A 24,739-nucleotide genomic window follows, 5' to 3' on the forward strand; every position below is an offset into this window, starting at 1 on the left:
CCTGGTATATGAGTAGCCTATCGCCGTCCTCTCAATAACATCAAGGAGAGGTGATTGAGAAGTCTTTGACTTGTTTCCGAAAGTGAGTCGAGTGATGTTCTCGGCGAGTCGGAGCCGAGAACACGGGTCAGCGCACCGCGCTCACCTCGATGTACGCATCCGAGACGAGCAGCTTCTTGTCGTCGCTGACCAGCTCCCCGACGACATCGACCCGGATCCGCCGCTCCGACGGGTTCTCGTTGATGAAGGCCGCGACCGCGGTCGTCACCTCATCCGTCATCTTCGCCACGGCCGTTCGCGCACCACCCGCGTTGGAATCCGTATCACCCTTGTCCTCGACGAGGTACTGAAGCACCCGCTGGTCCACCGCGACCCGCACGTTGTGCTTGACCAGCACCTCCTGGACCATCTGCTTCAGCTTGTTGCGGACGATCTTCGTCTGCGTCGCCTGGGACAGCGGCTGGAACGGGATGATCGCGTCGATACGCCCCAGGAGTTCGGGCGGGAAGCGGTTGTCTCCCGTCGTCGACGAGATCGAGCGCCGGATGAGCTTCTTGTACGCCTCCAGCTGTTTTCCCGAGCCCGTGTCGTCCGAGGCGTACTGGGCGATCGTCCGGTAGATCTCCGAGCCCGCGTTCGTCGTCAGCACGATGTACGTGTTGAGGAAGCTGACCTGGCGGTTGTGATCGTCCGAGAGCCGGCCGTCGTCGAGCACCTGCAGAAGGACACGTGTCACCAGCGGCGAGGCCTTCTCGATCTCGTCGAACAGCAGCACCGCGTGCGAAAGGTCCCAGACCCGTTTCGTCAGCTCGGAGCGGAAGCTCGCAAGCGAACTGTCCTCCGCGTACTCGGTCATGTCGAAGCGGATCAGGTGCCGCTGGTCGTCTCCGAAGAGCAGCTTCGCCAGCTGCTTCGTGAGCTCGGTGTTGTGCGTGACGACGAAGTCACCAGCCTGATAGAGGTGCTCGAGATCGGCGACATAGATGCACACCATGTCCTCGTGTGCGTCGAGCTTCTCGATCGCAAGAATCGGAACCTGGTCGCGCCTCTTGGTCCGGATGCGAACCTGCGATGCAGCCTCCCGAGCCCGCTCGATCTTTCGGGGCAACGAGAAGAACATCTCCTTCAACTCATTGTCGACGCCGGCGTACACGGTGTACTCCGTGCGCTCGGAGCGCACGCCGCCGTCACGACTGGGCCACCCGGGTCGCACATTGACGCGAACACGGGCATCGACCCCCAGCGAAAGAAGGAGAAGTCGAACGTCGTCAGCGAGTCCGCTGTTGGAGGTCGCGTAGGTGACGTTCTGACGTCCACTACTTGAAGAACGACTGCCAATTGAGCCGTCTGTATCGAACAGGCCCTGGACAAGCTCCCAACGCTGTTCGATCGATGCCGTCAGGTACTCCATAGGGATCCGCTTTCCAAACGAATCGTGACCGATCAGCCGAGAAGCCGCACCCGTCAACGCGTGTCGCGTCTTCATCCACTTACGCGTGGGGCCAGTCGCATGCCGCTCAGGGTCGAGGAGGAACTGCCAGCTGTAGTTCTTATCAGTCATGCGCTGATACCCAGCTGCGCCGACACCAGCCGCAACCCGCTCGACGATCCACTCATCCTTGCTCGAAAGAGCCAGGGTCGGGCCCGTGAGGCACCCATCTCCGATCAGAGCACCGACGGTGTACGGGTCGATCTCAAAGTCACGTTCAGGCCACTGCACCGGCTCGTTCATCGGAATTGCGTATCGAGGAGTGCCACGCCCGTTCTTCGATGCGCTGTTGTCGATCAGCACACCACGCTCCAGGATCTCCCGCGTCGACCAGGTGCGCCACCGGCTGCCTTCCGACGAGTTGTGGTTCGTGGGACGGACGGACCAGAGATGGTCGCCAGAAACATCCAGGTGCCGTCCATCAGCGAGGTGCACGCGGAAGACTTCCTGCTCACCCTGGGGGAAGACCCCGAGCACCTCCTCCGGACGGCCGTCGCGAGCGAAGACGTAATCGCCAACCCGAAGCTCTCCCGCCGACCTCCATGAAACCGAACCGTCAGGCGTCCAAACCGGGATCCGTGTGGACACTGTGGTGGCCTTTCCAACACCGCTCGCGCCGGTGAAGAGCATGCTCGCCATCGGTCGCGTCGAGTCGTGCAGATCCGCCACCGACAGCTGCAGCCGCCGAGCGACGGCGCGCGTGGCCAGGTCCTGGCTGAAGACCCTCTCGTCCAGCTGCGCCTTGATCTTCGCCCCGTCGACTCGGAACGCCACGTTGACGCCCAGCGACTCCTGGAGCACGTCGGCGAGCAGCTCCCGGTCCATCGCCCGGCCCGTCAGGCGGTGCCAGCCCACCATGCCGTCCAGGACGAGGATCGACTTGCGCGGCTGCGCGCTGGCCGGCATGTAGCGCTCGGTGTACTCGTAGATCTGGCGGAAAATGTGATCGTCGTAGAACTGGTCGGCGACCCCGTATCGCTCGGCCATCCCCTGCAGGATCCGGATCGTCGTCTCCTGGTCCGGGGGGCTGAGGTTGATCCTCTGCAGGCGCTCGACCAGCGGCTGGTTCGGCGAGATGTGCTGGTGGAACTCCTCGTACGTCGTCGCGGCGATGATGCGGATGCCCCGGGTTCCCGATGCGGCGAGCACAGGCTTGATCGCCTCGACCGCGGCATCGGAGAGCTGGACGATCTGATGGAACTCGTCGATGAAGAGCACCAGTTCGCGCCCCTCGGCGTTCACGAAACGCTCGGCCTCGTCGAAGAAGGCCTTGAGCTTCGCCGCCATGAGGTTGCCGTCGCCCGCCTCGGAGACCATCCGCGCCAGGTCCACCTCCAGGTAGAGGCGCTCGGCGTCCTGCTCCATGGCCCCTTGGACGAGCATCGTCTTCCCCGACCCCGCGGGCCCGAGCAGCAACGCGTTGCACAGCTCCGCGCGGCTCAGCGACGCCAGCAGCTGCAGCTTCTCGCGTTCCCGGCCGATGATCTCCCGCCCGGCCTTCTTGAGCGGGTCCGACAGCGTCGACAGGAGCGGGTAGCCCTCATGGAGACGTGCGTCCTGGAACATGCTGCGGATACCTCTCGACAAACCTATGAATCATTTGATAGATCAGTCAAAACATTATCATGAATGACACTCGATAGAGGGATTGGGGGCGAGTCAGACAGGATGCGACAGAGCCCCGGAATGCATTCCGGGGCTCTGTCGAGTCATGCTCTGTCTGTGTTCCGGGTGTTGCTGCACAGGCCTCGGCGGCCTGCTCTCCGGCCTGACGCCTCTTTGGCCTGACGCCACCCGAGGTGGAGAGGCCACGGGTCCGGAAACGACGGTTTCCCGCTCCCGGCGGGAACGGGGAACCGCGTGGCTGACCTGGGTCTCGTGGTGGCCGCCTAGGCGGTCAGCTCCGCGTGAGCCACGCCGTTGACGAATGCCGCCCACTCGCCCGAGGTGAAGACGACGGCCGGGCCGCCCGGGTTCTTGCTGTCGCGCGCGGCGACCACGCCGGCGTCCCGCAGCACCGCCACTTCGACGCACTGGCCCTGGGCGCTGCTGTAGGAGCTCTTCTGCCAGGTCGCGGTGGTGAGGTCGGGTCGGGTCATACTGAGCACTCCTCAGATATCAGTTGCAGGGAAGACTCGATCAGCGCGCGGGATTCGTCGTGATCGAGGGCTATCGACAGGAGACTTTCGAAGATCGAGGTGTACCGAACCCGATCCGGCTCAGCCTCCAGGAAGAGATCTCCGGCCGGACCGTCGAGGTAGGCGATCCCAGGGTGGTCCGGGAAGGTCATGACGGAGAACGCACCGAGCATCCCGGGATGGGCCCCGGCGCTGAAGGGGATCACGCTGACATCGATATGCGGTGCGGCCGCCGCGGCCTGGAGATGCCGCAGCTGCTCGGCCATGACCGAGGGGCCGCCGACGTGGTGGCGCAGAGCGGCCTCGCTCATGACGGCCGACAGACGCAGCGGGTCCGCGCCGGCGAGGCGTTTCTGACGGTCCATCCGCGCCCGGACGTGCTGCTCCACGTCCGCGGCCGAGGCCGCCGACCAGATGTCCCGGATGACCGCGCGGGCGTAGTCCTCGGTCTGGAGCAGTCCCGGGATGAACACCGGCTCGAAGTTCTGGACCGCGCGGGCCTCGGACTCGAAGGAGATGTACGCGGTGTACTGCTCCGACAGGTCCGCGTGGTAGGGGCGCAGCCAGTCCTGCTGGTCGGTGTTCGTCGCGAGTTCCACTATCTCGTCCCTGCGGGGCCCGTCGAGGCCGTACAGGTCGAGCAGGGCGGTCAGGGTGCGCTTCTGGGGCCGGGACCGGCCCGCTTCGATGCGGTACAGGGTCGCCCGGTTGATCCCTGTCCTCTCCGTGACGTCCTCCTGGCTCAACCGGGCCTGCGTCCGCAGCTTGCTCAGATGGCCTGCAAGACGGCGGAGGCTGACCGACGGTACGGACCGCGCCGGCGGCATGGCTGCTCCTCTCGTGGAGATTGTCTGCGCCGAGTCTGGCCCATGCCGGGCCGGGACACCAAGCGGCATCGCGAATGCATCAGATGCGAATGATGCTGTTGCATGTGCGACAGACACGGCTCATGCTGGGTGCTCCCAACGCGTAGCGCTGCGCTACGCGGATCGGCCGAACTCCGTCCTGGCTGCGGACGTCTGACGCCGCCGCAGGACCGGTTCCGTGTGCTCCGCCCCAACCAGGGAGGAACCTTGTCCACCTTCGTCTACGGCTACATACACCGCATGCCCCACATGTCCGCGTCGGATGTCGTACGTATGCGCAACGCGCTTCAGGGGTTCGCGTTACGACAACGCAGCCTTCTGGTGAAGACCTTCGTCCTGACCCGCCCCGAGATGCGGCTGAGCCTGTGGACGCGGATCGGGGCGACGTGCCGCGTGGCCCGGGCCGGTCTCGTGATGCCGACGCTGACGCACCTTCACCGGGACCCGCACCTCGCGCAGTTCATCTGTCAGGACCTGGCGGGCCGGATCGGTCACCCGGTGTGGGTCGCCGGGAGTGCGGCGTCGGCCGAGTCCGGTGGTCGGGAGGTGAAGCCCGGATGAGCGCGGCTCCGTCGCTGACCGCGGCCTGGCTGCATCTCGCACCTGTTCCGTCCGCGGTGAGCTGCTCACGGGCGTTCGTGACGCACACGCTCCGGTCCTGGGGGTGCGATGAGAGGGAACTGACGGACAGCGCCGTGCTGATCCTGTCCGAGCTGGTCACGAACGCCGTGAAGGCGACCGGGACGATGGCAGACCCGACCTACCCGGAGCTGGAGGACCTCGGCCTGATCGCCGTGCAGATCCGGGCCCACGAAGACACGCTCTTCCTGGAGGTCTGGGACAGCAGCCCCGAGTGTCCGCGGGCACAGGCCGCACACTCCGGCGCGGAGAGCGGGCGCGGTCTGCTCCTGGTGGAGGCCCTGAGCCTGCGATGGGGTTTCTCCGTGCCGTCCACGGGCGGGAAGATCGTGTATGCCGAGCTGGGGTTCACCGGCCCCGGACCCCAGGCACCGCTGGAGCCGTTGCCGGACGAGGTCCGCCGTGCCATCCGGACCAGACCCGGACCGCTGCACGCGATGGCGAGCGCCGGACTGCTCAAGCGGCTGCTCGTGGGTCTGCACATGTACTGAGGATCCGTGCACGCCGACGGCGCGGACACCTTCGTGGCGGGACACCATTCTCACCATGAGAAAGGACCCCTGGAGATCACTCCAGGGGTCCTTCCGTCAGGACCGCGTGACGGGCCTCAGCCGACCGCCGGCTCGTCGACACGAGCCTCGGCGGTCTGCTCCGCCTCGGTCGTCTGCTCCGGAGCGGCGGCGGCCTGGGCCCGCGCCTCCTTGGCCGCGGTCTGCGCCGCGCGCATCGAGGCGAACTGGTTGTTCAGGGTCGTGCCGTCGACCTTGAAGTCCGAGGGGCCGACCGACTTGGTGTTGACCACCAGGCCGTTGCCTCGCGTCGCGGGCATGACATTGCCCTTGAAGCCGTAGAGGGTGCCGACCGCCTTGCCGTCCTTGTCGAGGATCGGCTCGGTGTTCGGACCCGCGGCCTTCGCGATCTCCTCCATCTGGCTGGTGGAGTACGGCACGCCGTTGTTGAAGCGCGTCGTGCCGTCGTCTTCCTTCACGCGCTCCGACTTCAGGTGCAGATTCGTCTGCTTCGGCCCACGGGCATCACGGGCGTCCACCTGGACGTCCGCGTACACCGTCTTGCCGTCCTTGGTGACGTTGTTCTTGTAGACCTTCGCGATGAGGTTGACCCCGGTCATCGCGCCCTTGCCCTTGAGAAGTGCCATGATCTCTCCCTTTCGTCATTCCGGCTGCCGTTCGGCAGACCAGTCGTGATCATTCGCATCGTCCGGACAAGACCTGTGTGATACCGCCGAACGCTCTTTAGACTAATACTGCAATAGAGCATTCACAAGTATTCTGAATCGTCAGTGAGTCACCTGTCGAATCGTTTGCATTACCTCTCTCTCTTCATTCTCTTTCGCGGTGCCGGCCCGCAGGGGGCCAGTCGTGCCCGCACCGTCGCCAGGACGGCACGAAGAGACCCCTGCACCCGTGGGGGGGAAGAGGTGCGGGGGCCATGTGTCCGGCCGGACGGTCTTTCAGTTCAGACGCTCACCGGAGCACGTTGCGCAGCTGCTGCCCGTAGACGGGTCCGATCTTGTTGTGCCCGGCCTGCGTCAGGTGCACGGCGTCCTGGTACTGAGCGCCGTACGTGGACCCCCACCCGGCGACCGAGATGTGCGCGATGCCCTGACGAGCCGCCTCCTGCATCACCACGTCATCGACGTGGCGGCGACCGGCGTGAGCGGCGTCGCCGCGGCTCATGACGCCGTTGATGACGATCCGTGCGTTCGGGTACGCGGCGCGGACCGTGTCCAGCGTGCGGCGCAGACCGGCTACGATCTCGCTGTCGCTGCGCCCCTCGGTCGCGTCGTTGCCGCCGAGCGTGAGCATCACCAGTCCCGGGCTGCCCTCGGGGAGCAGGATCCGGTTCGAGGTGAGAGCGTCGGTCACGCTGCTGCCGAGCGAACCGGCCACGGCCGCGTACCCGCCGCCGCCGTAGGCGCGCTCGACGATCGAGGAGTACCCGCCGATATGAGCGCCCTGTTCGCCCCAGGAGTCGAGGTCGCACTGCGAGTCGCAGATGATGACCGCGGTCGAGCCGTTGATGCTCTCCGCGGACCAGAGGCGGCCGTTCTTCGCGATCGTGTGCGTCTTCTCGAACGGCACGTGCGTGCCCCGGCCGTCGTTCCAGACGTCGCGCGTCGGCCAGCCGAAGTCACCGGAGTTGCGGATCCACTTGTCGAAGGTGAACCGGTCGATGACCTTGGGCCCGGTGTGCGGTGCCCAGGTGATGACGCCGTGCAAGTCATATGTGCTAGTGCTGCGGCTCGTCGAGCACCCCGGCTGCCTGGAACCCGGATGCGGCCGCGTCCGTACTGCTCACGGCGGCATCGATCTCCGCCTGGACGCGCACCACGAGGTCCGCGTCCAGCGACGACGCCTTCGACCGGCGCATCCGCGCGGCCTGTTCGCTCTGCTCCCGCAGTTCGGCGATTTTCGAGCGCAGCACCAGCGGCCCCGTCCCGTCGGCCCTGGCCGGAACGGCCAGTTCGCGGGAAAGCCGGGTCATCGCCGCGACATCGTCCACCGGGAGATCGGAGATCGCCTCGGACTGACCGGACTTGTCCAGATACTCCATCGCCGCCAACAGCATCCGACGCCGTTCGGCCGCCGCCGCCGTGAAACTCGCCCGTGCCCTCGGCCCGACCTTCACGTCGGTGATGAAGTCGTAGCCGAGGTGGTGCAGGTCCAGGGCCTTGACCTCGTCGAAGTCGTACGCCGTGCCCGGGACGACCGCCAGATCGGCACTGACCTCACCGCCACCGGCCCGGGCGGCACTGTCCTTCCCGTTCTCCGCGTCGCCCGTGCCCGCGGAGGCCACCCGCAGCACCAGGCCCGCGGACGCCAGATCAGCGCGCAGCTCGTCCAGACGCTCCGCGTAGGCCAGCCGCATCGTCGCGATCCGGGCGTCCAGCACCGCCCGGCCCGCCGCACCCTGGGTGAGATTCCGCCCCCCGGGCTGGCCGTAGATCTCCCGGCCCAGCTGCTCGGCCTGCTGGCTGTCCTTCATCCGCTGCAGGGAGGCGTCCTGACGCAGCGCCATGAGCGAGAGCAGCCGCTGACCGTAGTCCTCCACCCGCTGCTGCTGTTCGTACCACTGGCCCGCGTCCCCGGCGAAAGGCAGGAAGTGCTGGTACTTGGCCATCACCCGCCGGTGATAGTCCTCCTCGAACCGGTAGAAGTCGTAGAGCGGCCTGGAGTCCTCCGCAGCCACACCCGCCCTCTCGGCCTTCTCCCACTGGCGCGACAGGTCCCGGTAGACGCTCGCCTTGGCCGTATGGTGCCGCAGGCGCGAGGCGTAGCTGCGCAGCCGGAAGCCGAAGGCCACCAGGTCGTCCCCGGTGCTCTGCCCGCCACCCCTGTCCGTCTGCCGGTCCGCCGCCAGCACCGCCATGCGGGCGTAGTCCATCCCCATGACGTCGAGCATCGGCGTGCGGACGCGCAGCTCGGTCTCGGGCAGGGCGCGCAGCATCTGGTACACGCTGTTGACCGCCCGCTCTGTGATCTGGTCCCGGCCCCGGTCGACCAGACGCCGCCACTGCGCCGTCGTGAGCCCTTCTTTCTCACGACGCTCGTTGGCGTAGTCCACGATCTTCTCCATGGCCGCGGGCATCGGGGACCCCGGGCGCTCCAGCTGCTCGGTCACCAGCTCGGTGACCAGCTCGTTGCCCTTGCGCATCCGCTGGTCGCGCGACCCGGCTCGCCACAGCGACCGGTCCTCCGGCAGGCAGGCCAGCAGGAACTGGGGGAGCGACTCGGCCCTGATGCGTTCGTGCGCCCAGCGCTTGATGAACGTGGTGACGTTGCGGCGCTCGTAGCCGACGGCGGAGGAGAGATGGGCGACCGCCTGCTTCTCGTCGAGGAAGGCGTCCATGCCGCGCCGGAGCCGGGACTTGTGCCGGTCGAGCAGCTTGCCGCGCTGGGTGCCGTCCTTCGCGAGCGACCCGGTGCCCGCGTCGACCATCGCCAGATGGCAGTGCACGTGCTCCGTGTCGACCTGGATCACGCCGACGTAGCGCAGGTCGTCGAAACCGCTCGTGCCCGCGCTCATCCGGTCCAGGCCGTGCATGACCGCCGTCCTGAGCTTCATCTGGTCGATGTGGCCCCGGTAGTCCCCGCGCGCCTCGCAGTGGAAGTCCTCGTCGACGATGCGGTGCCTGCGCAGGTACTCCTCGTCGAAGGACAGCACCGTCTTCAAGACCGTGTGCCCCGCGTCGAAATGACGCTGGATGTCCCTGCTGGCCGCGCGCAGCTGCTCGTCGGACAGGGACACGGAGCCGTACCCGAACGCCACACCGCCGTCGCCCTGCGCCTGGCGCATCGCCGCCTTGGCCTCGGTGCGGGAGATCCCTGCGCGTTCGACGGCGCTCTCCCGCGCCATGTACCGCAGGATGAAGTCGTCGGTGCGCAGCCGCTGGATCGGGGCCAGGGACTCGGTCGCGCCGTCACGCGCCATGTACCGGGTCACATAGCTCCCGGGCGTCCCCCCTCTGGACCCCCGCCCGCCCGGCAGCGGCACGCTGAACTCGTTGACGATCACGATGTCGGTCTTCAGGTTCATCGGTCCACGTCCCTTCTCTCACAAACCGACGGCCCCGGCCGCTGCCGGGCAGCAACCGGGGCCATGCTCCTGTCGTGCGCTCAGACGCCGGCTCAGCCGAAGTCGGGGCCTTCGTCGTCGAGCGGCAGTCCCGCATCCGTCTGACCGAACCCGTCGGGGCCCACGCCGGTCCTCCGCCGCGGTGCCTTGTGGCCCGGCTCGGAGGCCGGCTCGTCCAGCTCCAGCTCCAGCTCCAGATCGAGGTCGACCGGTGCCGGACGCGCGGGCCGCGGGGGAGCAGCGACCTGGCCGGCCTCCGGCTCGCCCGCCTGCAGCGCCTGGGCCACGCGCTCGTGGTAGAGGTTCTCCGGCGTGCCCGCGGTGCGCTCCCGCTGGGCCAGGTACTCCTCGCGCTCGGCGGCGATCTCCGCCTCGACCTGGAGCAGGCCGCTGCTCACCTCGTCGGCCTCGGTCTCCTCCTGGACGGCGGGGCTCGCCGGGTGTCCCGTCTGTTCGGTCAGGTCCAGCTCGTCCTCGGTGAACAGCGAGTTGATCGCGTCCGAGCGCGCCCGCAGTGCCCGCTCGTCGGTCAGGATCTGGGTGCGCTCGGCGCTGCCCTTGGAGTGATCGGCGAAGTAGTCCGTGAGGTCGTAGCCCGAGGACGTGAGGTCGATCTCGAGTCCTGCGGTGCCGTGGACCTGCGTGAACACCACCGGCACGTCGGACTCGGACTCCGTGCCCGAGGGGGCCAGCACGAGCGCGTCCACCGTGGCGGGCAGCTCCCACTCGATGCCCGTGATCTGCTCGGGGACGCCGAAGGACCGCGAGAAGTAGCCCTTCCGGGTCAGAGCGACCAGCTGCTCGTTGTCGAACTCGTAGAAGGCGTCGACCTTCTCGCCCTGGCCGGGGGAGTAGGTCACCTGGGAGATCCCGTACGGCAGCGGTTCGGCCGGAGTGATCGAGCGCAGCTCTCCGGTGATGTGCAGGTAGGGCCGGTGGTTCTCCTCCTTGCCCCGGTGCCTGAGCTCTGCCGATTCGACGAGGACGCCGATGTCGGCGTCCAGTCCTTCGTAGCGGTACGTCTCGACGCCGCGTTCGCGCAGGATCCGGTCGGCCCACACGTCGTTCATCGTCAGTCCTGCGGTACGCATCACTTGCTCCTCTTCCTGGTGTTCTTCTTGTTTCGGGTCTCGGTCTGTGCGGCGGGTGCGCGCGAAAGCGCGGCATCGGGGCCGCCGGTGCGTCCGTCGCGGACCTTCTGGATCAGCCGCGTGCCCCAGCGCCACAGGCCGCGCATGAGGACGAGCACACCTGCGGTGATCAGGAGCACCAGGAAGAGCAGCGGCGTCAGCCACATCGCGATCGTCCCGGCCGAGGTCAGGGCACCCTGCGACGCGCCGGACTGCTGGTGCAGCCAGGCACCGAGCATCGGGATGACGACCGTTGCCGTCACGTACGCGAGCAGGTAGTCGGCGATCAGAACAACGGAGCGGATGAACACGGTCCAGATCGCGACCGGGATCCAGGGCCTGGGGGCCTTCGCGGGCCGCCTGTTCTTCTTCTCGGCGGGCTTGCGCGCGGCGGGCTTGTGCGCCGGTGCGGCAGCCATTGCGGTCTCGCCGGTCTGCTCGTACTCGGTCCTGTCCAGGGTCCTGGCCGTCATGGGTCTTGTCCTTCGTGTCGTCGTTGCGTGTCTCGTGTCCGTGAGGGGGTGGCGGGAAGAAGCGGTGCAGCCCGGTGCTCCGTCCGGCGGATCAGCCGCCCGTGCTCCGCGTGGGAGCCGGTGTCGGCGTCGGTGTAGGTGCGCGCGTCGCCGTCGCCGTCGTCGTGGGCGTCGCGGCACGGCCCGTCGCGGCCGCCCCGTGCTCTTCTCCGGCTGCGGCGAGGAGGTCGCGGGTCTTGTCCGATGCCCGGTAGGCGTCCAGCGAGGTGACCGTGCCGTCCTGGGCGGTGCGGTAGGTGAACACCACGTATTCGCTCGCGCTGTCCGGTCCGCTTACCGCGACGGGATCCATCCGGGTCACTCCGGCGTAGGAGTAGTCCTGGCCGTGGATGCCGCTCACGTCGATGTCGAGCTGTGCCGGCGTGTAGACCGTCCCGACGCCCCTGCTCGATCCCGTCGCCGTCATCCACTCGGGGATGAACTCGGTCAGGACTCGCGATCCGTTGTCCAGGAACTCGTAGCGGGCGTCCAGCAGCACCTGCGTCTGCTTCACGTCCCGGCTCGACGCCGAGGAGTCGGTGAGGCTGAGCAGGATGGACCGTCCTGTGGCCGCGTCATGCCGGACCCGTTCGGTGTCCACGCCCGGCAGGGCCGTCAGAAGCGCCTCGTGCCGGTTCTCCAGGGCGTCCTGTGCGGCGGCGAGGTCGTTCTCCAGCTTCACGATGAGCCGCGCCGCCTGCCTCTCGGCCTCGTCCGATTCCCCGGCCAGCAGGCTGGTTCCCAGAGAGAACACGGACAGCGCCAGCAGGGCACCGGTGCCGCAGACCAGGACCTTGCCCGCGTGATCGCGCAGCCAGTGCTTCACGTCGACGGTCATGACGCCTTCACCTCCAGCCGCAGCTCCTCGCCGGGGGCCGTGACGCCGGTCTCCAGGTTCACGAACGTCTTGCGGGTCGTGTCGTAGTCGGCGCGGGCCCAGGCGAGCACCACCGGGGTCTGTTCCGCCGCGGGCCGCGTCTCGACCGCCAGCCAGGTGACCGGGACGGTGCCGTCGTCGTTCACCGTGAAAGGCGTCTGCGCGCTCCAGTGGAAACCGGAGTCGAAGCCCATCGGGATTCCGATGCCCTCGGGCACGTCCTTGTCGCTCGCCAGCAGATACCAGGGTGCGAGCGAGTCCCGGCCGACCGTCGGCCCGAAGTACGGGATGAGGTTCCGGCGGGTCGTCATCATGGCGTCGGTGCCGAGCCTTCCGTCTGCGGCGGCCACGCGGGGCGACAGATACCGGTAGTCGTTCTGCAGCGCCGCGACCTGGCCGGCCGACGTTCGGGCCATGACCAGGGCGCGTTCCGCGTCCTTGGCGTCCGGCAGAGCCTCCGCCAGGCGGATCTGCTCGCGCAGGGAGAAGACCTGACGGGAGGTCTCCTCGCTCACCGGGGTCTCACCCCCGGAGAAACCGACGGCCAGCACGAAGCACAACAGGGCCGCGGCCCCCATGGCCACGCCGCCGATCGCCGCTGTGCGGCTCATCAGCGCGCCCGAGGCCCTCGGCTGCTTCCCGGCGTCGGTGCCGTCCGCCGCCCGCCCGGTGTCCGAAGAAGCGGTGAAACGCTTTCTGTGCACGCTGATATCGGCCTGTCCGGCTGACTCCTTGTTCTCTGTCGATGCCATTGACACTCAACTCGCTGTTCTTCTCGAATGCCAGTCAACTCTATCAATAAGACGAGTCAAATGGTTTTTTAGAATCATCCTGAGAGATGAGTGGAACCACTTGCCGGAATCCCCGAAAGACCCGAGACGCCGCCCTCGGCGTCGACGGTGATGTGGAGCAGCATCCGGCGGTGAGCGGTGATCGCCCCCGGAGGGGTGTCGTTCCGCTCGACCGCGCTGGAGGTGACCGCGACGTCGACCAGCACGGCGTAGACGTAGTCGCCCGCGCTGACCTTGACGACCTCGATGTCCGGGTCGTCGCCGACGGCCGATCTCATCCCGGCCGTGTCGATGTAGTAGTACCGCTTGCCGGTGTCGTCCTCGTTGAACCGCGACGACGGCATGAAGTCCTTCAGGAACGGGCCGTCCTCGGCCAGGCCGTACTTGTCCTTGAGTCGCGTGCGCGCCTGTTCGTAGGCCTCACCCGAGTCCCAGGTGAACGCCGTCGTGACCAGCGAGGTGATGATCCTGGCATCCGCGTCCAGCCGCTTCCGGCTGACCCCGAGGGATTCCAGCACGTCCTTCTCCACCCGCTCGGAGTTCTTCAGCTGAGCTGCTTTCAGCTGCCCCTCCAGCTCGCCGATCCGGGACTCCTGCGTCTCCAGGGCCGTGCGCTGCCCGGCCCACGTGAGCCCGGTGAGGACAGCGACCAGCACCAGAGCCGCCGCGACCGCCAGGACCCAGGCGTTGCGCCGAGGGAGAACTCCGCTCGTCGGTCCGCTCATCGGTCCCCTCCTTCACCCTCGTCCTGTCCGCCGGTGCCCAGGCCGCTGATCTCCGGGACCTCCGGCGCGCCCTGCGCCCGCTTCGAAGGATGCTGATGCGCCGCCCCGGCAGCGGTGACGACGAGGGCCAGGTCGTCGAAGACGCCCTTGGTGCCGTCATAGGCGTAGACGGCGCTCGCCCAGGCGAGCGCGTCCCCGGTCTCCGTGTCCCGGCACAGCCACACCACCCGGGCCCTGTCCGTCCGGTCCGGGACGTCCCGGAAGTCCAGGTCCGGCATCACCGTCTCGGTCTTCCACGTGTACGCATCCGGTGTGGACGCCTTGTCCCCGTCGTAGCGGACGTACCAGGGGAAGCGCGGATCGATCCGGTCCGGGCCGAACGGATTGACGTTCTGCCACACGTATGCCGTGTCGTCGTCGGCGAGGTAGGAGCGCTCACTGAAGTGCGGGGCCAGGTCCCTGCGGTGCTCGGCCGTCGCGAGCATCGCCTTGTTCGGCGCACCGTTGCCCGTGTCCGGCTGCGTGGTCGCATCGTGGTGGAGCTGCGCGTAGACCTGCTGCGCGGCCGCGACCTGGCCGGCGTCGGCCGCCGCCGCGTGGGTCAGTGCCGTCATCCGCCCGGACATGTCCGTCTCCTCGGACACCGCCTGGGCCTGGGACACCTCCTTCTCCAGGGCCGTGATCCGCGCGTCGTTCCCGGCCCGGTCCGTCCCGAAGCTGTTGCCCGTCAGGGCAGAGACGACGACCAGGGCGACGATCCCCGCGCCCATGACCGCGCCCAGTCCCCTGCGCAGCGTCCGTGCGCCGTCCTCTGGGGCGCGCTCGTCGCGACGGGCGCGCCAGCTGTCGAAGCGTGCTTCGAGCTCGGCCCCGGTGAGCTTCCTGCGTGCCTGCGGGACGGTGTGGGTGTCGGGGCCTGTGTCCTGCACCTCGCGCGGCGACAGGTCCGGGCCGTCGTCCGGCCCCTCGCCGAAAGCGCCCCCGGTCTTCTCGTCGGCTGTCGTCACGCTGCGCACTCCTCACTCGATATCGCCCTCATATACGACAAAATCCTATCTCAGTGATGACTCGACATCGATCCTGAAAGGCCAGTCGATAGATCTCTCGGATGTCTCTGGGAGATTCCCTGGAAATCTGTCACAGACCGGCCCGGCTCCCGCCCGTGCGAACACGGCGGAGCCGGTGTCCGGAACACGGACACCGGCTCTTGGACGGCCCGCCCCAGGGCCGTCACGCCTTCTTGATCTGGTCCGCCGGCAGCATCGCGTCCGACATGTCGACGAACATCCAGCCCTCCGCGGCCAGGGCCGCGGCGCTGTCCACCCGGACCCGGCCCATGAAGGCGCAGTACCCCGCCTCGCCCAGGATCACCTGGTCGCCCTGGACGCCCAGGACCACGAACGTGTGACCCGCCGAACTCGATCCAGGACCGGACCCGACCGAGTACGGCGTCGGCGTGGACGACATCCTCTTGCCCATCTCCGCCGCGATCGTGTACGCGGTGTCGATGCCGTTGCCGTACGGGTAGTGCTGGTACGTCGTGTACTTGTTCACGAAGTAGGTGCTGAACGACACGCAGTTGGCCGACTTCCGCCCGGCGAGCTCGCCGTAGTCGCACGTGCCCGGCCCGGTGCCCGGATACCGGTCGTCCAGGAACTTGTCGCCCTCCTGGTTGTAGAGATCGACGAGCGCCTGCGCCTCCTCCTGCGTCAGCCCGCCGTTCTTCAGCGAGACCGATCCGGTGCCCTTGGGGTCGCACTTGTTGACGACGGTGACAAGGCCGTTGCCGATGCTGTCGATGACCCCGCCGACGATGTTCTCCACGCCGCCCACGGCGTTGCGGTCGACCGTCCAGCCGCTCATCTTCCCGTACCACGTCTCGGCCAGGTTCTGCCTGTTCCGCAGACCGTCGGGCCCGTCCGCCGAGATCTCCCACTCCTCGTGGAAGTGGAGCGCCGCCGCACCGGGCGAGCCCTGAGAGGTCTTCAGCATGTCCTTGATGACATCGATGCTGCCCGCGTTGTCGCCCTCCACCATGTACGCCAGCTGGGCCTCGACCGTCCACCAATCGACGTTCTTCGACGCGGCGTACTCGCGCAGCTTGGAGTTCCGGCCGAAAGTCCACTGCCCCAGACCGATTCCGTTGTCGGTGTCCGTGGAGGCGCTCTTCTTCTCAGCCGTCATCACGTACTTGTCGGTGTAGAAGCCCTGCACCGACGTCGGGTCGATGCCCGACTCCGCGCTCCAGTTGCCCAGGATGCCCGCGATGTTCTCCTCGGGCATGCCCCACGTCTTGAGCACCGAGTAGACGACCCGCGCGTTGGCATCGCCGTCCGCCGGGATGTCCGTGCCCGGACCGCGGTTGCCCGCGTTGACCACACAGGGCACCCGGCTCGAACCAATCTGCCCCTCCGCCAGAGCGGTGCTGTTCAGGATGCCGGTGAAGACCGTGCCCACCAGGGCCACCGCGGCGACCATGGCGACGACGCCCGAGGTCACCGCCGCCACGGGTGCCACCGCGGCCGCGACCGTGACGCCCAGGACCACACCGGCACCCTTGGCTATGAACCCGCCGATCGCCAGGAAGGGCGCGGCGATCGCGTGACCGATGGCCTTGATCGTGTTGAGAACGAACATCCATATCGCGTGCGCGGCGTTGGCCACCATCGCCATGGCCGTGAAGAACATCGACTTCAGCCAGTTGAGCAGCGCCATCGCCATGAGGACGCCCATCGCCTGAGGTGCCGCCGCGGCGGCACCCCCGACCGCAACGCCCTTGGCGGCCTTCGAGCCCAGGCCGTCGGCGTCCTTCTGGCCGACGCGCTGGTAGCCTGTACCGCCCGCACCCAGGCGCTTGTCCGCCGGTTCGGCGGCAGGGCCGCCGCCCGTGACCTTGGAGACGCCCTCGACGACATCCGTCCCGGCCTCGACCGCGACGTTCTTCGCCGCGCCGACGACAGCACCGGGCACCGCGCCGACGCCGCCTGCGGCGGCACCGGCCTGAGCACCCGCCACGGCACCGGAAGCCGCAGCACCGGCGTAGCGGCCGGCATTGCGCCGGGCCGCGCTGCTGCCGTCACCCGCGACAGCCTTCTGCGCAGCGCCGCCCGCGGCGTTCGCCACCGCACCGTCCATTCCCCTGGCCGCGCCCTGGGCCGCCTTCGCGGCACCGCCCGCCGTACCCGTCGCCCCGGCGACCCTGCCCGCCGTGCCGGTCGTGTCCGCCACCGCCGCCGCGGCAGCCTTCGTCCCGTCGGACTCGGGCGCGGTGCCGCCGCCCAGGTCCCTGGTACCGCGGTGCGCCGGTACCTCGGCCGGGGGCGCGCCGCGGGTCGTGGGCTGCTCGGGCCCGGAACTCTCCGCTCCCCGCGCCCCGTTCGCACCCTCGCCGCGCGGCAGGTTCTTCGCGCCCCGCCGCCCGTCCGTCACCCCGGACTGAGCCGGCTCGTCCTGCTTCTTCGGCTTGCTGGCCATGCTGTTCCTCTCTGGCTCGGTGTCTGGTGGTCGTGGTCACGGTCCGCGGGGCGGCGCTCAGTAGAGCGTCGTCAGGACCTCCGAGTCGTCGCGGACCGAGCTGTTGGACTGCACGTCGCGCAGCTTCACGTCGAGCCGGAGGAGACCGAGCAGCAGATCCGACTGGTACTCCGACTTGGTCTTGGCGTAGCTCTGGTAGGCCTGCGACAGGTTGTTCATCACGTTCGTGAGGGGTCGCATGGTCACGTCGGAGGACTGGTAGTCGCTCCGGAGGTTCGAGCCGTCCGAGAGGATCCACTGCATGGCCGAGATCTGCTGGCTCACCCCGTCGGAGCCCTCTGCGCGCTTCTTGGCCAGGAACTCGACGTAGCTCTGCCCCGAGGGAACGAGGTCGTCCAGGTAGCCGTCGTAGACGTTGCCCTCGCGCCAGTCGAAGTCGAAGCCGTCGGGCACCGTGTGCTCGGTCTCCAGGGCCAGCGTCGCCTCCCCGTCCTGGGACTCCGACGCCGAGCTGCCCGTGACCGCGTCGTCGGCGATCGCCTCCGGCACCGACGGCGGCCGCAGGAACAGGCCGTCGACCTTGGTCGTCTCCAGGTCGGAGGTGTACGCCTGGATCTGGGCCAGGTTCGCGCGCATCGCGATGAGCTTGTGGTCGAGCTCCTGGCGGGGCGTCTCCTCCTCCTTGTGGACGACGATGTCGTAGTAGGCCTGCGCCGGGTCGAAGTTCACCGCGTCCAGCGCCGGGATCTCCGTCGTCTCCTTCGCCCCCGGGTTGAAGAAGACCCGCCACTGGTCGTACTTGTCGAAGCTGGCGTCCCCGGCCAGCTCGTCGGCGCGTCCCTTGTCCTGCTTGCGTTCGTCGTGCGACAGCTCGGCGTTCGCGCGGAGCGTCAGGTTGAGCACCTGCTGGGCGAAAGGCCGGTCCGCGTCGAGTAGGACCCCGACGTAGCCGGTCGATCCGAAGACGTAGAAGGAGCCCCTGATGCCGCTGGTCTCCACGGCCTGGCTGTTGAGGTTCTTGTCCGACCCGAGCAGGAAGGCCTGGTAGTCCGCGGCGCTGTACGAGATCGGCGCGTTGGCCGGGAAGTGCATCATCACCAGGGCCTTGCTGCCCTGTTCGTTGGTGTAGACCCCGTCGACGTCACCCTTGAGCGAGGTCTTCGACGTGGTGAACTGCTGTGTGTACAGCGCCGTGTGCGATAGCGAGTCGCTGTTGGCCTTGAGAGCCGAGGCCCCCGACCCGCCGATCACGACCGCACCCGTGAGCGCGAAGACGCCGAAGAAGACGCCGAAACGCTCGATGGCGTGGTGCGAATCGAGTTTGAACCGCCTGCCGAAGGCCAGTGCCTTGTCCTTGATCCCCATGTCCGCTTCCTGTCCGTCCTGTTCCTGCTCCCGTCCTGGAGCCGTGCCGTGTCGTTCCGTCGTGTGCCGGTGTCCGGTCAGGGCCGGACCGGAAAAGGCGAACCGGGCCGGAAGAGGCCTTGCACCTCAACCGACCCGGTTCGACTGCGCCTCTGTCCCCGGCCGTGTGCGCGTTCCGGCCGGACCCCTACCAGCCGGAAGTGATGTCGTAGACGCCGTTGGTCTCGGGTGCGGTCTGGACGATGACGGTCCCGTTGCCGAGGTCTTCGATGGTCTGCTGGCCGCCGGAGCCGATCGTGGAGACCAGCTGCCAGCCGCCGGTGCCGAGTGCACCGCCGACGAGAATGAGCAGCGCGATGGTTCCCCAGCCCGACTGGTGACCGGCCGTCTGCGGATTGGCCATCAGCTTCTTGATGAGGAGCACGCCGCCCCAGACCAGGCCGACAGCGCCCAGCGCCATGAGCAGCAGTCCGCCCCACAGCTGGATCTGCGACTTCGCGTTCTGCAGAAAACTCGTCAGGTCCCACGCCGCGGGCGGCAGCGATACCTGTGCGAGTGCGAGGGTGGCCGCCTCGGAGATTTTCGTCATCGTTCTTTCCTCTCGCCTTTCGAGTCGATTGCGACATGACAGTGAGTCGCGAGGCAACAAGCACAGCTCACTCGCCTAAATAGAGCATACATGTCGAAACGAGTTGAGAGATGATTGAAACGTTTTGACGCGTCATGTAGCCCGCCTTTCTGACTCGTATATGTGCACCTTTCGCTGATCAATCTACATGACTTGACTCGTTTTGAGAGTGGAAGTCGAGAATCCTCTCAGAGAGATTGCTGAAAGGTCATCAAAGATGAGGCGAAACGTCGACACGGCCCGGCCGCACCCCGATGGCGGCCCCGCTCTGTGGAATGCGCATGATGGACTGTGTAGCGTGCGACCTCAGCATCACCGTTCGCGCTGCTATGCCACCGGAACCCCGCCCCTGTGGCTGTGCCCTCGATCAGGAGCCCCACATCGCCATGGACCCCATGAACCCACTGCCCGGAGACCTCTTCGCCCGACGTCTGCGCGACGAGCGGAAACGCCTCCAGATCAGCCAGCACGAGCTCGCCCGCCGCATCGCCGCCGCCCTCGACACGAACGTCGACCCGTCGACCATCACCCGCATCGAACAGCAGACCCGCACGGTCCGGCTCGACGAGGCCGTCGCCGCCGCCCAGGCGCTCGGTGTGCCTCTGGCCCTCCTGATCAACGAGGACCCCGTCGCCGAGTACGAGGCCCGGCTGCAGCAGTACCGCGCCGAGCTCGTGCTGGCCCAGCGCGAATGGGAGGAGAAGGGGCTTGAGATCCAGCGCCTCACCCGGGCCATGCAGACCCTCACCGGCGAGATGGAGAGCCTCCCCGGCGGCAACTCGTCACCGGCCCCGCTCGACCCGGCGCTCCGGGACGCCATCGACGCCCGGGTCCCAGCCGAGTCCGGACCCCTCGTGGATCCGGACGACCCCGCAGCACACCAGGACGCATGACAGCGTCACGAGCTGACGGGAAGCCGCTGTCCTGACTCCGCACATGCGTCGCGCCGGCACGGCGGCCCGGAGACAGAGAAGGCCCCGCACCAAGGCTCCGGTCTTCGGTGCGGGGTCTGCTCTGCCTCCTTGTGCGGGAAACCGAGCTGCGTCGGTGCATGCGCCGACCGGGAATCGGAGACAGCTGCTCGGGTAGGGTCCTGCCCATGGGTTACGACTGGGAGACCATCCTCGGCACGAGCGGAGCCGGAATCGAGGGGGCCTATGACGCCGCCGTATCCGCCGTCATCTACAACCAGGACCCCGGTGACGAAGAGCTGAACCTCCCCTTCGACGAAGAGGACGACGAGGGCTAGGCCCTGCCCTGCGCATGGCCGCGGCCCTGCGCGTCCTCACGAACCACCTCACACGACGGGCCTGGACCGTGTGCCGGACGACGTGGCCCGGCTGCTCCTGCGGCGTCGGGCCTTGGCCAGCTCCGACGGCCTGGCCCTCTCGCGGTTCATCTCCTGTATCTCACGGCAGTCCTGAAGGCTGAACCGCAGAAACTTGCCGAAGCGGTGATGAGGGAAACCCCGCTGATTGGCCCCGTCCCGGAGCCACCTCTCACCGCAGCCGATGGCGCGGGCCGCTTCCTCCGGGGTGAGCATCGCTTCACCCTGCTCAAGAGCCTTCTTCGCGGCCTCGACAATCGCCTCCCGATCGGCACGCGTGCAGTCGGCTTCCGGGCTGGTCATGGCACCTCCTCCACCGGGAACTGTCCGGGAGCTTCGAGGGGATTCGGCTGTGGCTGATGTCGCGGCCAGGCGCTCACGCGCGCCCCGGAACCGCCGTCACCGCCGCTTCGATGAAGAGAACGTACATCAACAAACACGCAGAAACCAGCAAGACCATCGCGGAAACATCAAGAAAATCGCAGATACTCTGCTTACTGCGCCCACGAACCGTCAATATAAGCGGTCGGTGCGACTTGACTCATGCCGGTTTCTGGATGTTTCTGAGAGTTCCTGGGAGGATGCACCCATGCCCTCTCCCACACACGAAACCCCACTCCGGAGGCTCGCCGAAGCTGTCCGGCGACGCCGGGTCGAGCTGGAGCTGAAGAAGATCGAGGTCGCCACCGATGCCGGGATCTCCGTCAACACCTACGTGAAGATCGAGAACGGCCAGTCTGTCCGCGACGTCACCTACGGCAAGATCGAGAGCGTGCTCGGGTGGGCACCAGGCTCCTGTCGGGAGATGCTGCGCGGAGACCAGCCGGCCATCGCCGAACACCTCACAGAAGGTGCCGTGGTCTCCCCCCTCACGAGCGCACAGCTGGAAGCCGACGTGGAACAGGCTGTCGTCAACGCCGCCATCGCCGTGACGGACAGCCTCAGTGCTTCTGAGATCCGCATGTTGAAGCATGCAGTGATCGAAGAGCTGCGCCAGGCCGGTCACCTCCCCAAGGGCGGCGACTGACAGGCCCGGCTCTGATGGACAGGCGTCGGGCCCCGCCCTGCGGGAACTCACCTTCGGTTCCATCGCATTCGATCCCCACCCCTGACCTACCAGGCCATGGCGGGACGGAGAACGCGCCTGCCATGGCCCCCGGACCAGATACCAGGAGGCTTCATGCCCTACATCGAATGGCGCGGCGGTAAATGCCGGGTCAAGTGGTGGGCGGGTGAGTACCTGCCCAACGGCCGCAAGAAGTACGAATCCGAGTCCGGCTTCGATGATGAGGAGACGGCACGCAACTACGGCCTCGACCGTGAATACGAAGTCCGCCATGGCACCGCCGTCAAGTCGAAAGACGGCAAGGCTCTCATGTCGACCTACTGCTGGGACTGGTTTGACGCGCAGGACCTGCGGCCGTCAACAATGCGGTCCTACAAGGCCATCATCAACAGGAGGATCGAGCCTTATTGGGGAAGCCGAGCTGTCGGCGACATCACTGCATTCGAGTACGAAGGGTGGAGGAGAGCCCTGCGCGCGTCTGCCGAAAACAGAGATATTTCGGACAGATACGTCATAGACATTCTCATGGTCTTCGGTGCCATGATGGACGACTCGGTGACTCGCTACCACCTCCGCACGACGTCACCAGTCGTGAAAGAGAAACGAGGCCGCGGCAAGTACAAGAAGAAGATACGTGTGCCAAAGCGCCCCATGGAGATGATCACGCTCCATCGGCTCGCGACCAACGCGTACCAGGTCTGGGGGTACACCGGCTGGACGTACATCTGGACCGCGGCGTTCACCGGTATGCGACCGAAGGAGATGTGGGGGCTGCAGCGGTGCTTCGCCTCGCCGAACTGGCCGGCCTCGGACCCGTTCCAGACGGACGATGTGAGACGTGAACCGGACCTGGACCGGTACACCAAAATGCCGGCGCTCCGGGTGCAGTACCAGCACCAGTGGATCGACGGGGAGCGGAAGCTGGTGGAGCCGAAGTACGACTCATGGCGAACGTTGGTGGTGCCGCCGTTTCTGCATGAGATGCACACGGCACTGCTCGCGTCACATGATGCTCAGTGGGTGTTCAGGTCGCACAGAGGGGGGCCGCTGCTCGGCACACAGTTCGAGCAGACGTATTGGTATCCGATCCGGGACGGGAGCCCGGCACGCAAGGGACAGTATGCGCGGCCGGAGATACCTGCGGTGCCGGAAATGGCGACGAAACGGATCTATCTCCTGAGGCACGGCCACAAGGAGTGGCTCGACGAGGATGGGCACCCGCGGGTCGCAGTCGAGACTCGCATGGGACATGAGCTTGGGGGAGTGGAAGGCGTGTACGCGAACGTGACACCGGCGATGGAGTCACGGATCGCAGAATCGCTGCAGGAGCGGTGGGAGAAGTTCGTGGGGAACGAGGGCATGTGGCTGCCGCCGTTTCCCACTCCTCTCCCAGTTGATCACTCGATTCGCGTACCAGGCCAGGCCAGAGCAGCTGCCACCCTAGATATAGGTTGAGCGCCATGAACAACATGGGGCCCTGAGCTGTAGCAGGTCAGAAGGGTGAAGACCCTCTGACCTGCAAGGCGGCATGCAGTTCCGAGCAGTTCGTCGCGTCTTCGCGCAGCATCTCGCAGCGATCTGCATGGTTCGTTTCCCATCGGTTTCCCAGTTTCCCGCCTGACCGAAGGGGATGAAACCAGGGGAAAACGTCACAGGGGGCGGAGACCGCGTCTGGTCTCCGCCCCCCTGCTGTCTGTCGCCCCTCCAGCACCACCGGGAAGCCGCCGCGTACGGCCTGGATCGCGCACGGGGGCACAGCCGCTGGGGTATGGGGCATGAGAGAGGGAGTGCGACTGGCCCATGTGATGCTCCGAGGCGACCGGCGGCATCGCGGCCGCCGATGCCGTCGGTGCGTTCTCCGGCCACCAGTGCCTCATGCTGGCTTCGCCCAGAACGAAGCCGTCACCACCTCAGGGGTGATGACGGCTGTGGAGTAGTGCATGCGGCGGACGTGATATTTCTCGTGACCGCGCGAAGCCCCGCGACGCCATTGGGCCCGCTCCTGCCGTGCCTCGCAGAACCTGCTAATCGTGTCGGCCTATGGGGCACTTCGCGCATGCTGAGCAGTTTCCGCCCTGGCTCTTCACGAGTTCTCTCATAATGCGCTGCCCCGCGGGGTTATTCAGTGCTCCGGGTGTCACCATGCATACGGTCCTGCCGTCGACCTCGCCCCGGAAGCCATGAAAGCCCGGCCCGAGATCCCGCACGAGAATCTCGTGCACGGAATCCGCCTGTCTGCCGTGTCGCGCGTCAGAACTCATCGGTGCCGCCGCACGGATCCAGGACGTGAGGGCCACGTGTAAAACCCTGGCTGCTGACCGGATGCGGCGATGAATATCCGTGACCTGAAAGCATGTCGAGTCGATTCGGTTCTCGGCGCATGTCGATCCCTTACGAGCTGCGTCTTCTCGCTTCACTTACCTGTCGAGTGACGCCTCTTTCATCTATCAATGCCCTTTCGGGAATCCTATCGACTCGTGTATGACTCGTCAATCGAGCCGTTTGTGGCGTGAGTGACTGCCGCGGAGAAGAGGTGTCAGACCTCTGATGCCGCAGGGGGGCAGAAGCTGGTACATCTGCCGCACCGGAGGGCAGGTGCGGCAGACAGCGGTCAGAGCACCGAGGCGATGAGCATGTCGGGGCGGTCGATGACCCAGCACCAGGTCCCGTCGTCCTGCCTGCGGACGACTTCCGCCGTGGAGGTGGTCCCGATCCTGGTCGTCGTCAGCGCCAGGTCGCCCATGATGAGAGGTGCGGCCGCCGCGCCGGGAGCGAACTGGGGTCCGTCCTTGACCAATGCGGCGTAGAAGGCCCGGATCTCGTCGTGGCCGCAGCCCCCCGATGCCGTCCGCGGGACGGCCGGAGTGCTTCTACAGGAGGGTGGCGAGGCTGTACGACTCGATGGTGTGGATGCCGCGGTCCTCGATGACCGTCTGCCCGGCCGTGAGAGGGAATGGGCCGCATGGCGGCGCGCGAGAAGATCGGCAAGCTGATGACGTTGTTCGTCGCCGTGAAGACCCTCGACCCCTACGCCGATCTCGAGGACCCGCGTCGGGTTTCCGCATGGAGACTGGCGGAGCAGGTCCTGCTGGAGGTCCAGCCGGGCTGACACCTTC

At 67.0% G+C, this 24,739-nt stretch carries 24 protein-coding genes; 7 read left to right on the forward strand and 17 right to left on the reverse strand.

What is annotated here, in order from left to right; all coding sequences use genetic code 11:
- Positions 1–127: 127 nt before the first annotated feature.
- The 3 genes from ACIHCL_RS27640 to ACIHCL_RS27650 form a co-directional block, all read right to left on the reverse strand.
- Entirely contained in the window at positions 128–3,055 is a 2,928-nt protein-coding gene (locus tag ACIHCL_RS27640; RefSeq protein ID WP_399865913.1) for an AAA family ATPase, read from the reverse strand.
- 323 nt (positions 3,056–3,378) lie between these two features.
- Positions 3,379–3,588, reverse strand: a complete 210-nt coding sequence (locus ACIHCL_RS27645; protein WP_399865916.1) for a DUF397 domain-containing protein — start codon at positions 3,586–3,588, stop codon at positions 3,379–3,381.
- On the reverse strand, positions 3,585–4,454 hold the full coding sequence (locus ACIHCL_RS27650) for a helix-turn-helix domain-containing protein (RefSeq protein WP_399865919.1): 870 nt from the start codon (positions 4,452–4,454) through the stop codon (positions 3,585–3,587). The genes ACIHCL_RS27645 and ACIHCL_RS27650 overlap by 4 nt, the downstream gene beginning before the upstream one ends.
- 246 nt (positions 4,455–4,700) lie before the next feature.
- Here ACIHCL_RS27650 and ACIHCL_RS27655 point away from each other — a divergent pair, with 246 nt between their 5' ends.
- Positions 4,701–5,054, forward strand: a complete 354-nt coding sequence (locus ACIHCL_RS27655) for a hypothetical protein (RefSeq protein WP_399865921.1) — start codon at positions 4,701–4,703, stop codon at positions 5,052–5,054.
- The gene (locus ACIHCL_RS27660) at positions 5,051–5,623 is read left to right on the forward strand and encodes an ATP-binding protein (RefSeq protein ID WP_399865924.1); all 573 of its coding nucleotides are present in this window, start codon (positions 5,051–5,053) and stop codon (positions 5,621–5,623) included. The genes ACIHCL_RS27655 and ACIHCL_RS27660 overlap by 4 nt, the downstream gene beginning before the upstream one ends.
- Positions 5,624–5,739: 116 nt before the next feature.
- On the opposite strand, the gene ACIHCL_RS27665 is transcribed toward ACIHCL_RS27660, so the two are convergent.
- The 12 genes from ACIHCL_RS27665 to ACIHCL_RS27720 form a co-directional block, all read right to left on the reverse strand.
- Entirely contained in the window at positions 5,740–6,288 is a 549-nt protein-coding gene (locus ACIHCL_RS27665; protein WP_399865926.1) for a hypothetical protein, read from the reverse strand.
- Between the two features lie 328 nt (positions 6,289–6,616).
- On the reverse strand, positions 6,617–7,372 hold the full coding sequence (locus tag ACIHCL_RS27670) for an SGNH/GDSL hydrolase family protein (RefSeq protein WP_399865929.1): 756 nt from the start codon (positions 7,370–7,372) through the stop codon (positions 6,617–6,619).
- A 10-nt stretch (positions 7,373–7,382) separates the two neighbouring features.
- A complete protein-coding gene (gene mobL, locus ACIHCL_RS27675) occupies positions 7,383–9,689 on the reverse strand; it encodes a relaxase MobL (protein ID WP_399865931.1) in 2,307 nt (768 codons plus the stop codon).
- 92 nt (positions 9,690–9,781) lie between these two features.
- Positions 9,782–10,819, reverse strand: coding sequence for a hypothetical protein (locus tag ACIHCL_RS27680; protein WP_399865933.1), 1,038 nt, complete (start codon positions 10,817–10,819; stop codon positions 9,782–9,784).
- Positions 10,819–11,331: a hypothetical protein gene (locus ACIHCL_RS27685; RefSeq protein ID WP_399865935.1), complete on the reverse strand. Its 513-nt coding sequence runs from the start codon at positions 11,329–11,331 to the stop codon at positions 10,819–10,821. The genes ACIHCL_RS27680 and ACIHCL_RS27685 overlap by 1 nt, the downstream gene beginning before the upstream one ends.
- 91 nt (positions 11,332–11,422) lie before the next feature.
- Complete coding sequence (locus ACIHCL_RS27690; protein ID WP_399865937.1) at positions 11,423–12,208, reverse strand: hypothetical protein; 786 nt, start codon at positions 12,206–12,208, stop codon at positions 11,423–11,425.
- Positions 12,205–12,999, reverse strand: a complete 795-nt coding sequence (locus tag ACIHCL_RS27695; protein ID WP_399865939.1) for a hypothetical protein — start codon at positions 12,997–12,999, stop codon at positions 12,205–12,207. The genes ACIHCL_RS27690 and ACIHCL_RS27695 overlap by 4 nt, the downstream gene beginning before the upstream one ends.
- A gap of 74 nt (positions 13,000–13,073) precedes the next feature.
- Positions 13,074–13,763 (reverse strand): hypothetical protein, encoded by a 690-nt coding sequence (locus ACIHCL_RS27700; RefSeq protein ID WP_399865940.1) that lies wholly within the window; start codon positions 13,761–13,763, stop codon positions 13,074–13,076.
- The gene (locus ACIHCL_RS27705) at positions 13,760–14,770 is read right to left on the reverse strand and encodes a hypothetical protein (RefSeq protein ID WP_399865943.1); all 1,011 of its coding nucleotides are present in this window, start codon (positions 14,768–14,770) and stop codon (positions 13,760–13,762) included. Before ACIHCL_RS27705 ends, ACIHCL_RS27700 begins: the two co-directional genes overlap by 4 nt.
- A 223-nt stretch (positions 14,771–14,993) precedes the next feature.
- The gene (locus ACIHCL_RS27710) at positions 14,994–17,237 is read right to left on the reverse strand and encodes a phage tail tip lysozyme (RefSeq protein ID WP_399865945.1); all 2,244 of its coding nucleotides are present in this window, start codon (positions 17,235–17,237) and stop codon (positions 14,994–14,996) included.
- Positions 17,238–17,294: 57 nt separating this feature from the next.
- Positions 17,295–18,602 carry a hypothetical protein gene (locus ACIHCL_RS27715; RefSeq protein WP_399865947.1) on the reverse strand — a complete coding sequence of 436 codons (1,308 nt, stop codon included), beginning with the start codon at positions 18,600–18,602 and terminating at the stop codon, positions 17,295–17,297.
- A 187-nt stretch (positions 18,603–18,789) separates the two neighbouring features.
- Entirely contained in the window at positions 18,790–19,191 is a 402-nt protein-coding gene (locus ACIHCL_RS27720) for a hypothetical protein (protein WP_399865948.1), read from the reverse strand.
- Positions 19,192–19,616: 425 nt separating this feature from the next.
- Between ACIHCL_RS27720 and ACIHCL_RS27725 the strand changes: the two genes are divergently transcribed.
- Together ACIHCL_RS27725 and ACIHCL_RS27730 are read left to right on the forward strand one after the other, a co-directional pair.
- Entirely contained in the window at positions 19,617–20,123 is a 507-nt protein-coding gene (locus ACIHCL_RS27725; protein WP_399865951.1) for a helix-turn-helix domain-containing protein, read from the forward strand.
- A 206-nt stretch (positions 20,124–20,329) separates the two neighbouring features.
- Positions 20,330–20,479, forward strand: coding sequence for a hypothetical protein (locus ACIHCL_RS27730; protein ID WP_399865952.1), 150 nt, complete (start codon positions 20,330–20,332; stop codon positions 20,477–20,479).
- 48 nt (positions 20,480–20,527) lie between these two features.
- Here the strand turns inward: ACIHCL_RS27730 and ACIHCL_RS27735 are convergent, their stop codons facing one another.
- Positions 20,528–20,860, reverse strand: coding sequence for a helix-turn-helix domain-containing protein (locus tag ACIHCL_RS27735; RefSeq protein WP_399865954.1), 333 nt, complete (start codon positions 20,858–20,860; stop codon positions 20,528–20,530).
- Positions 20,861–21,146: 286 nt separating this feature from the next.
- On the opposite strand from ACIHCL_RS27735, the gene ACIHCL_RS27740 reads away from it, so the two are divergent.
- Both ACIHCL_RS27740 and ACIHCL_RS27745 read left to right on the forward strand, forming a co-directional pair.
- Positions 21,147–21,584 carry a helix-turn-helix domain-containing protein gene (locus ACIHCL_RS27740; protein WP_399865956.1) on the forward strand — a complete coding sequence of 146 codons (438 nt, stop codon included), beginning with the start codon at positions 21,147–21,149 and terminating at the stop codon, positions 21,582–21,584.
- Between the two features lie 153 nt (positions 21,585–21,737).
- A complete protein-coding gene (locus ACIHCL_RS27745) occupies positions 21,738–23,078 on the forward strand; it encodes an integrase (RefSeq protein ID WP_399865957.1) in 1,341 nt (446 codons plus the stop codon).
- Positions 23,079–24,234: 1,156 nt separating this feature from the next.
- Here ACIHCL_RS27745 and ACIHCL_RS27750 read toward each other — a convergent pair.
- Positions 24,235–24,366 (reverse strand): hypothetical protein, encoded by a 132-nt coding sequence (locus ACIHCL_RS27750; protein WP_399865959.1) that lies wholly within the window; start codon positions 24,364–24,366, stop codon positions 24,235–24,237.
- 219 nt (positions 24,367–24,585) lie between these two features.
- Between ACIHCL_RS27750 and ACIHCL_RS27755 the strand changes: the two genes are divergently transcribed.
- Entirely contained in the window at positions 24,586–24,732 is a 147-nt protein-coding gene (locus ACIHCL_RS27755) for a hypothetical protein (protein WP_399865961.1), read from the forward strand.
- Positions 24,733–24,739 lie beyond the last annotated feature (7 nt).

It is taken from the genome of Streptomyces sp. NPDC052042 (genome assembly GCF_044548345.1).
GTDB lineage: Bacteria > Actinomycetota > Actinomycetes > Streptomycetales > Streptomycetaceae > Streptomyces.

What these genes read in the sequence shown, in the direction of transcription:
- ACIHCL_RS27640 (WP_399865913.1), bottom strand. Translation starts at nt 3,055, where the DNA reads ATGTTCCAGGACGCACGTCTCCATGAGGGCTACCCGCTCCTGTCGACG.
- ACIHCL_RS27645 (WP_399865916.1), bottom strand. Translation starts at nt 3,588, where the DNA reads ATGACCCGACCCGACCTCACCACCGCGACCTGGCAGAAGAGCTCCTAC.
- ACIHCL_RS27650 (WP_399865919.1), bottom strand. Translation starts at nt 4,454, where the DNA reads ATGCCGCCGGCGCGGTCCGTACCGTCGGTCAGCCTCCGCCGTCTTGCA.
- ACIHCL_RS27660 (WP_399865924.1), top strand. Translation starts at nt 5,051, where the DNA reads ATGAGCGCGGCTCCGTCGCTGACCGCGGCCTGGCTGCATCTCGCACCT.
- ACIHCL_RS27665 (WP_399865926.1), bottom strand. Translation starts at nt 6,288, where the DNA reads ATGGCACTTCTCAAGGGCAAGGGCGCGATGACCGGGGTCAACCTCATC.
- mobL (WP_399865931.1), bottom strand. Translation starts at nt 9,689, where the DNA reads ATGAACCTGAAGACCGACATCGTGATCGTCAACGAGTTCAGCGTGCCG.
- ACIHCL_RS27680 (WP_399865933.1), bottom strand. Translation starts at nt 10,819, where the DNA reads ATGCGTACCGCAGGACTGACGATGAACGACGTGTGGGCCGACCGGATC.
- ACIHCL_RS27685 (WP_399865935.1), bottom strand. Translation starts at nt 11,331, where the DNA reads ATGACGGCCAGGACCCTGGACAGGACCGAGTACGAGCAGACCGGCGAG.
- ACIHCL_RS27690 (WP_399865937.1), bottom strand. Translation starts at nt 12,208, where the DNA reads ATGACCGTCGACGTGAAGCACTGGCTGCGCGATCACGCGGGCAAGGTC.
- ACIHCL_RS27695 (WP_399865939.1), bottom strand. Translation starts at nt 12,999, where the DNA reads ATGGCATCGACAGAGAACAAGGAGTCAGCCGGACAGGCCGATATCAGC.
- ACIHCL_RS27700 (WP_399865940.1), bottom strand. Translation starts at nt 13,763, where the DNA reads ATGAGCGGACCGACGAGCGGAGTTCTCCCTCGGCGCAACGCCTGGGTC.
- ACIHCL_RS27710 (WP_399865945.1), bottom strand. Translation starts at nt 17,237, where the DNA reads ATGGCCAGCAAGCCGAAGAAGCAGGACGAGCCGGCTCAGTCCGGGGTG.
- ACIHCL_RS27715 (WP_399865947.1), bottom strand. Translation starts at nt 18,602, where the DNA reads ATGGGGATCAAGGACAAGGCACTGGCCTTCGGCAGGCGGTTCAAACTC.
- ACIHCL_RS27720 (WP_399865948.1), bottom strand. Translation starts at nt 19,191, where the DNA reads ATGACGAAAATCTCCGAGGCGGCCACCCTCGCACTCGCACAGGTATCG.
- ACIHCL_RS27725 (WP_399865951.1), top strand. Translation starts at nt 19,617, where the DNA reads ATGGACCCCATGAACCCACTGCCCGGAGACCTCTTCGCCCGACGTCTG.
- ACIHCL_RS27730 (WP_399865952.1), top strand. Translation starts at nt 20,330, where the DNA reads ATGGGTTACGACTGGGAGACCATCCTCGGCACGAGCGGAGCCGGAATC.
- ACIHCL_RS27735 (WP_399865954.1), bottom strand. Translation starts at nt 20,860, where the DNA reads ATGACCAGCCCGGAAGCCGACTGCACGCGTGCCGATCGGGAGGCGATT.
- ACIHCL_RS27740 (WP_399865956.1), top strand. Translation starts at nt 21,147, where the DNA reads ATGCCCTCTCCCACACACGAAACCCCACTCCGGAGGCTCGCCGAAGCT.
- ACIHCL_RS27745 (WP_399865957.1), top strand. Translation starts at nt 21,738, where the DNA reads ATGCCCTACATCGAATGGCGCGGCGGTAAATGCCGGGTCAAGTGGTGG.
- ACIHCL_RS27750 (WP_399865959.1), bottom strand. Translation starts at nt 24,366, where the DNA reads ATGGGCGACCTGGCGCTGACGACGACCAGGATCGGGACCACCTCCACG.
- ACIHCL_RS27755 (WP_399865961.1), top strand. Translation starts at nt 24,586, where the DNA reads ATGGCGGCGCGCGAGAAGATCGGCAAGCTGATGACGTTGTTCGTCGCC.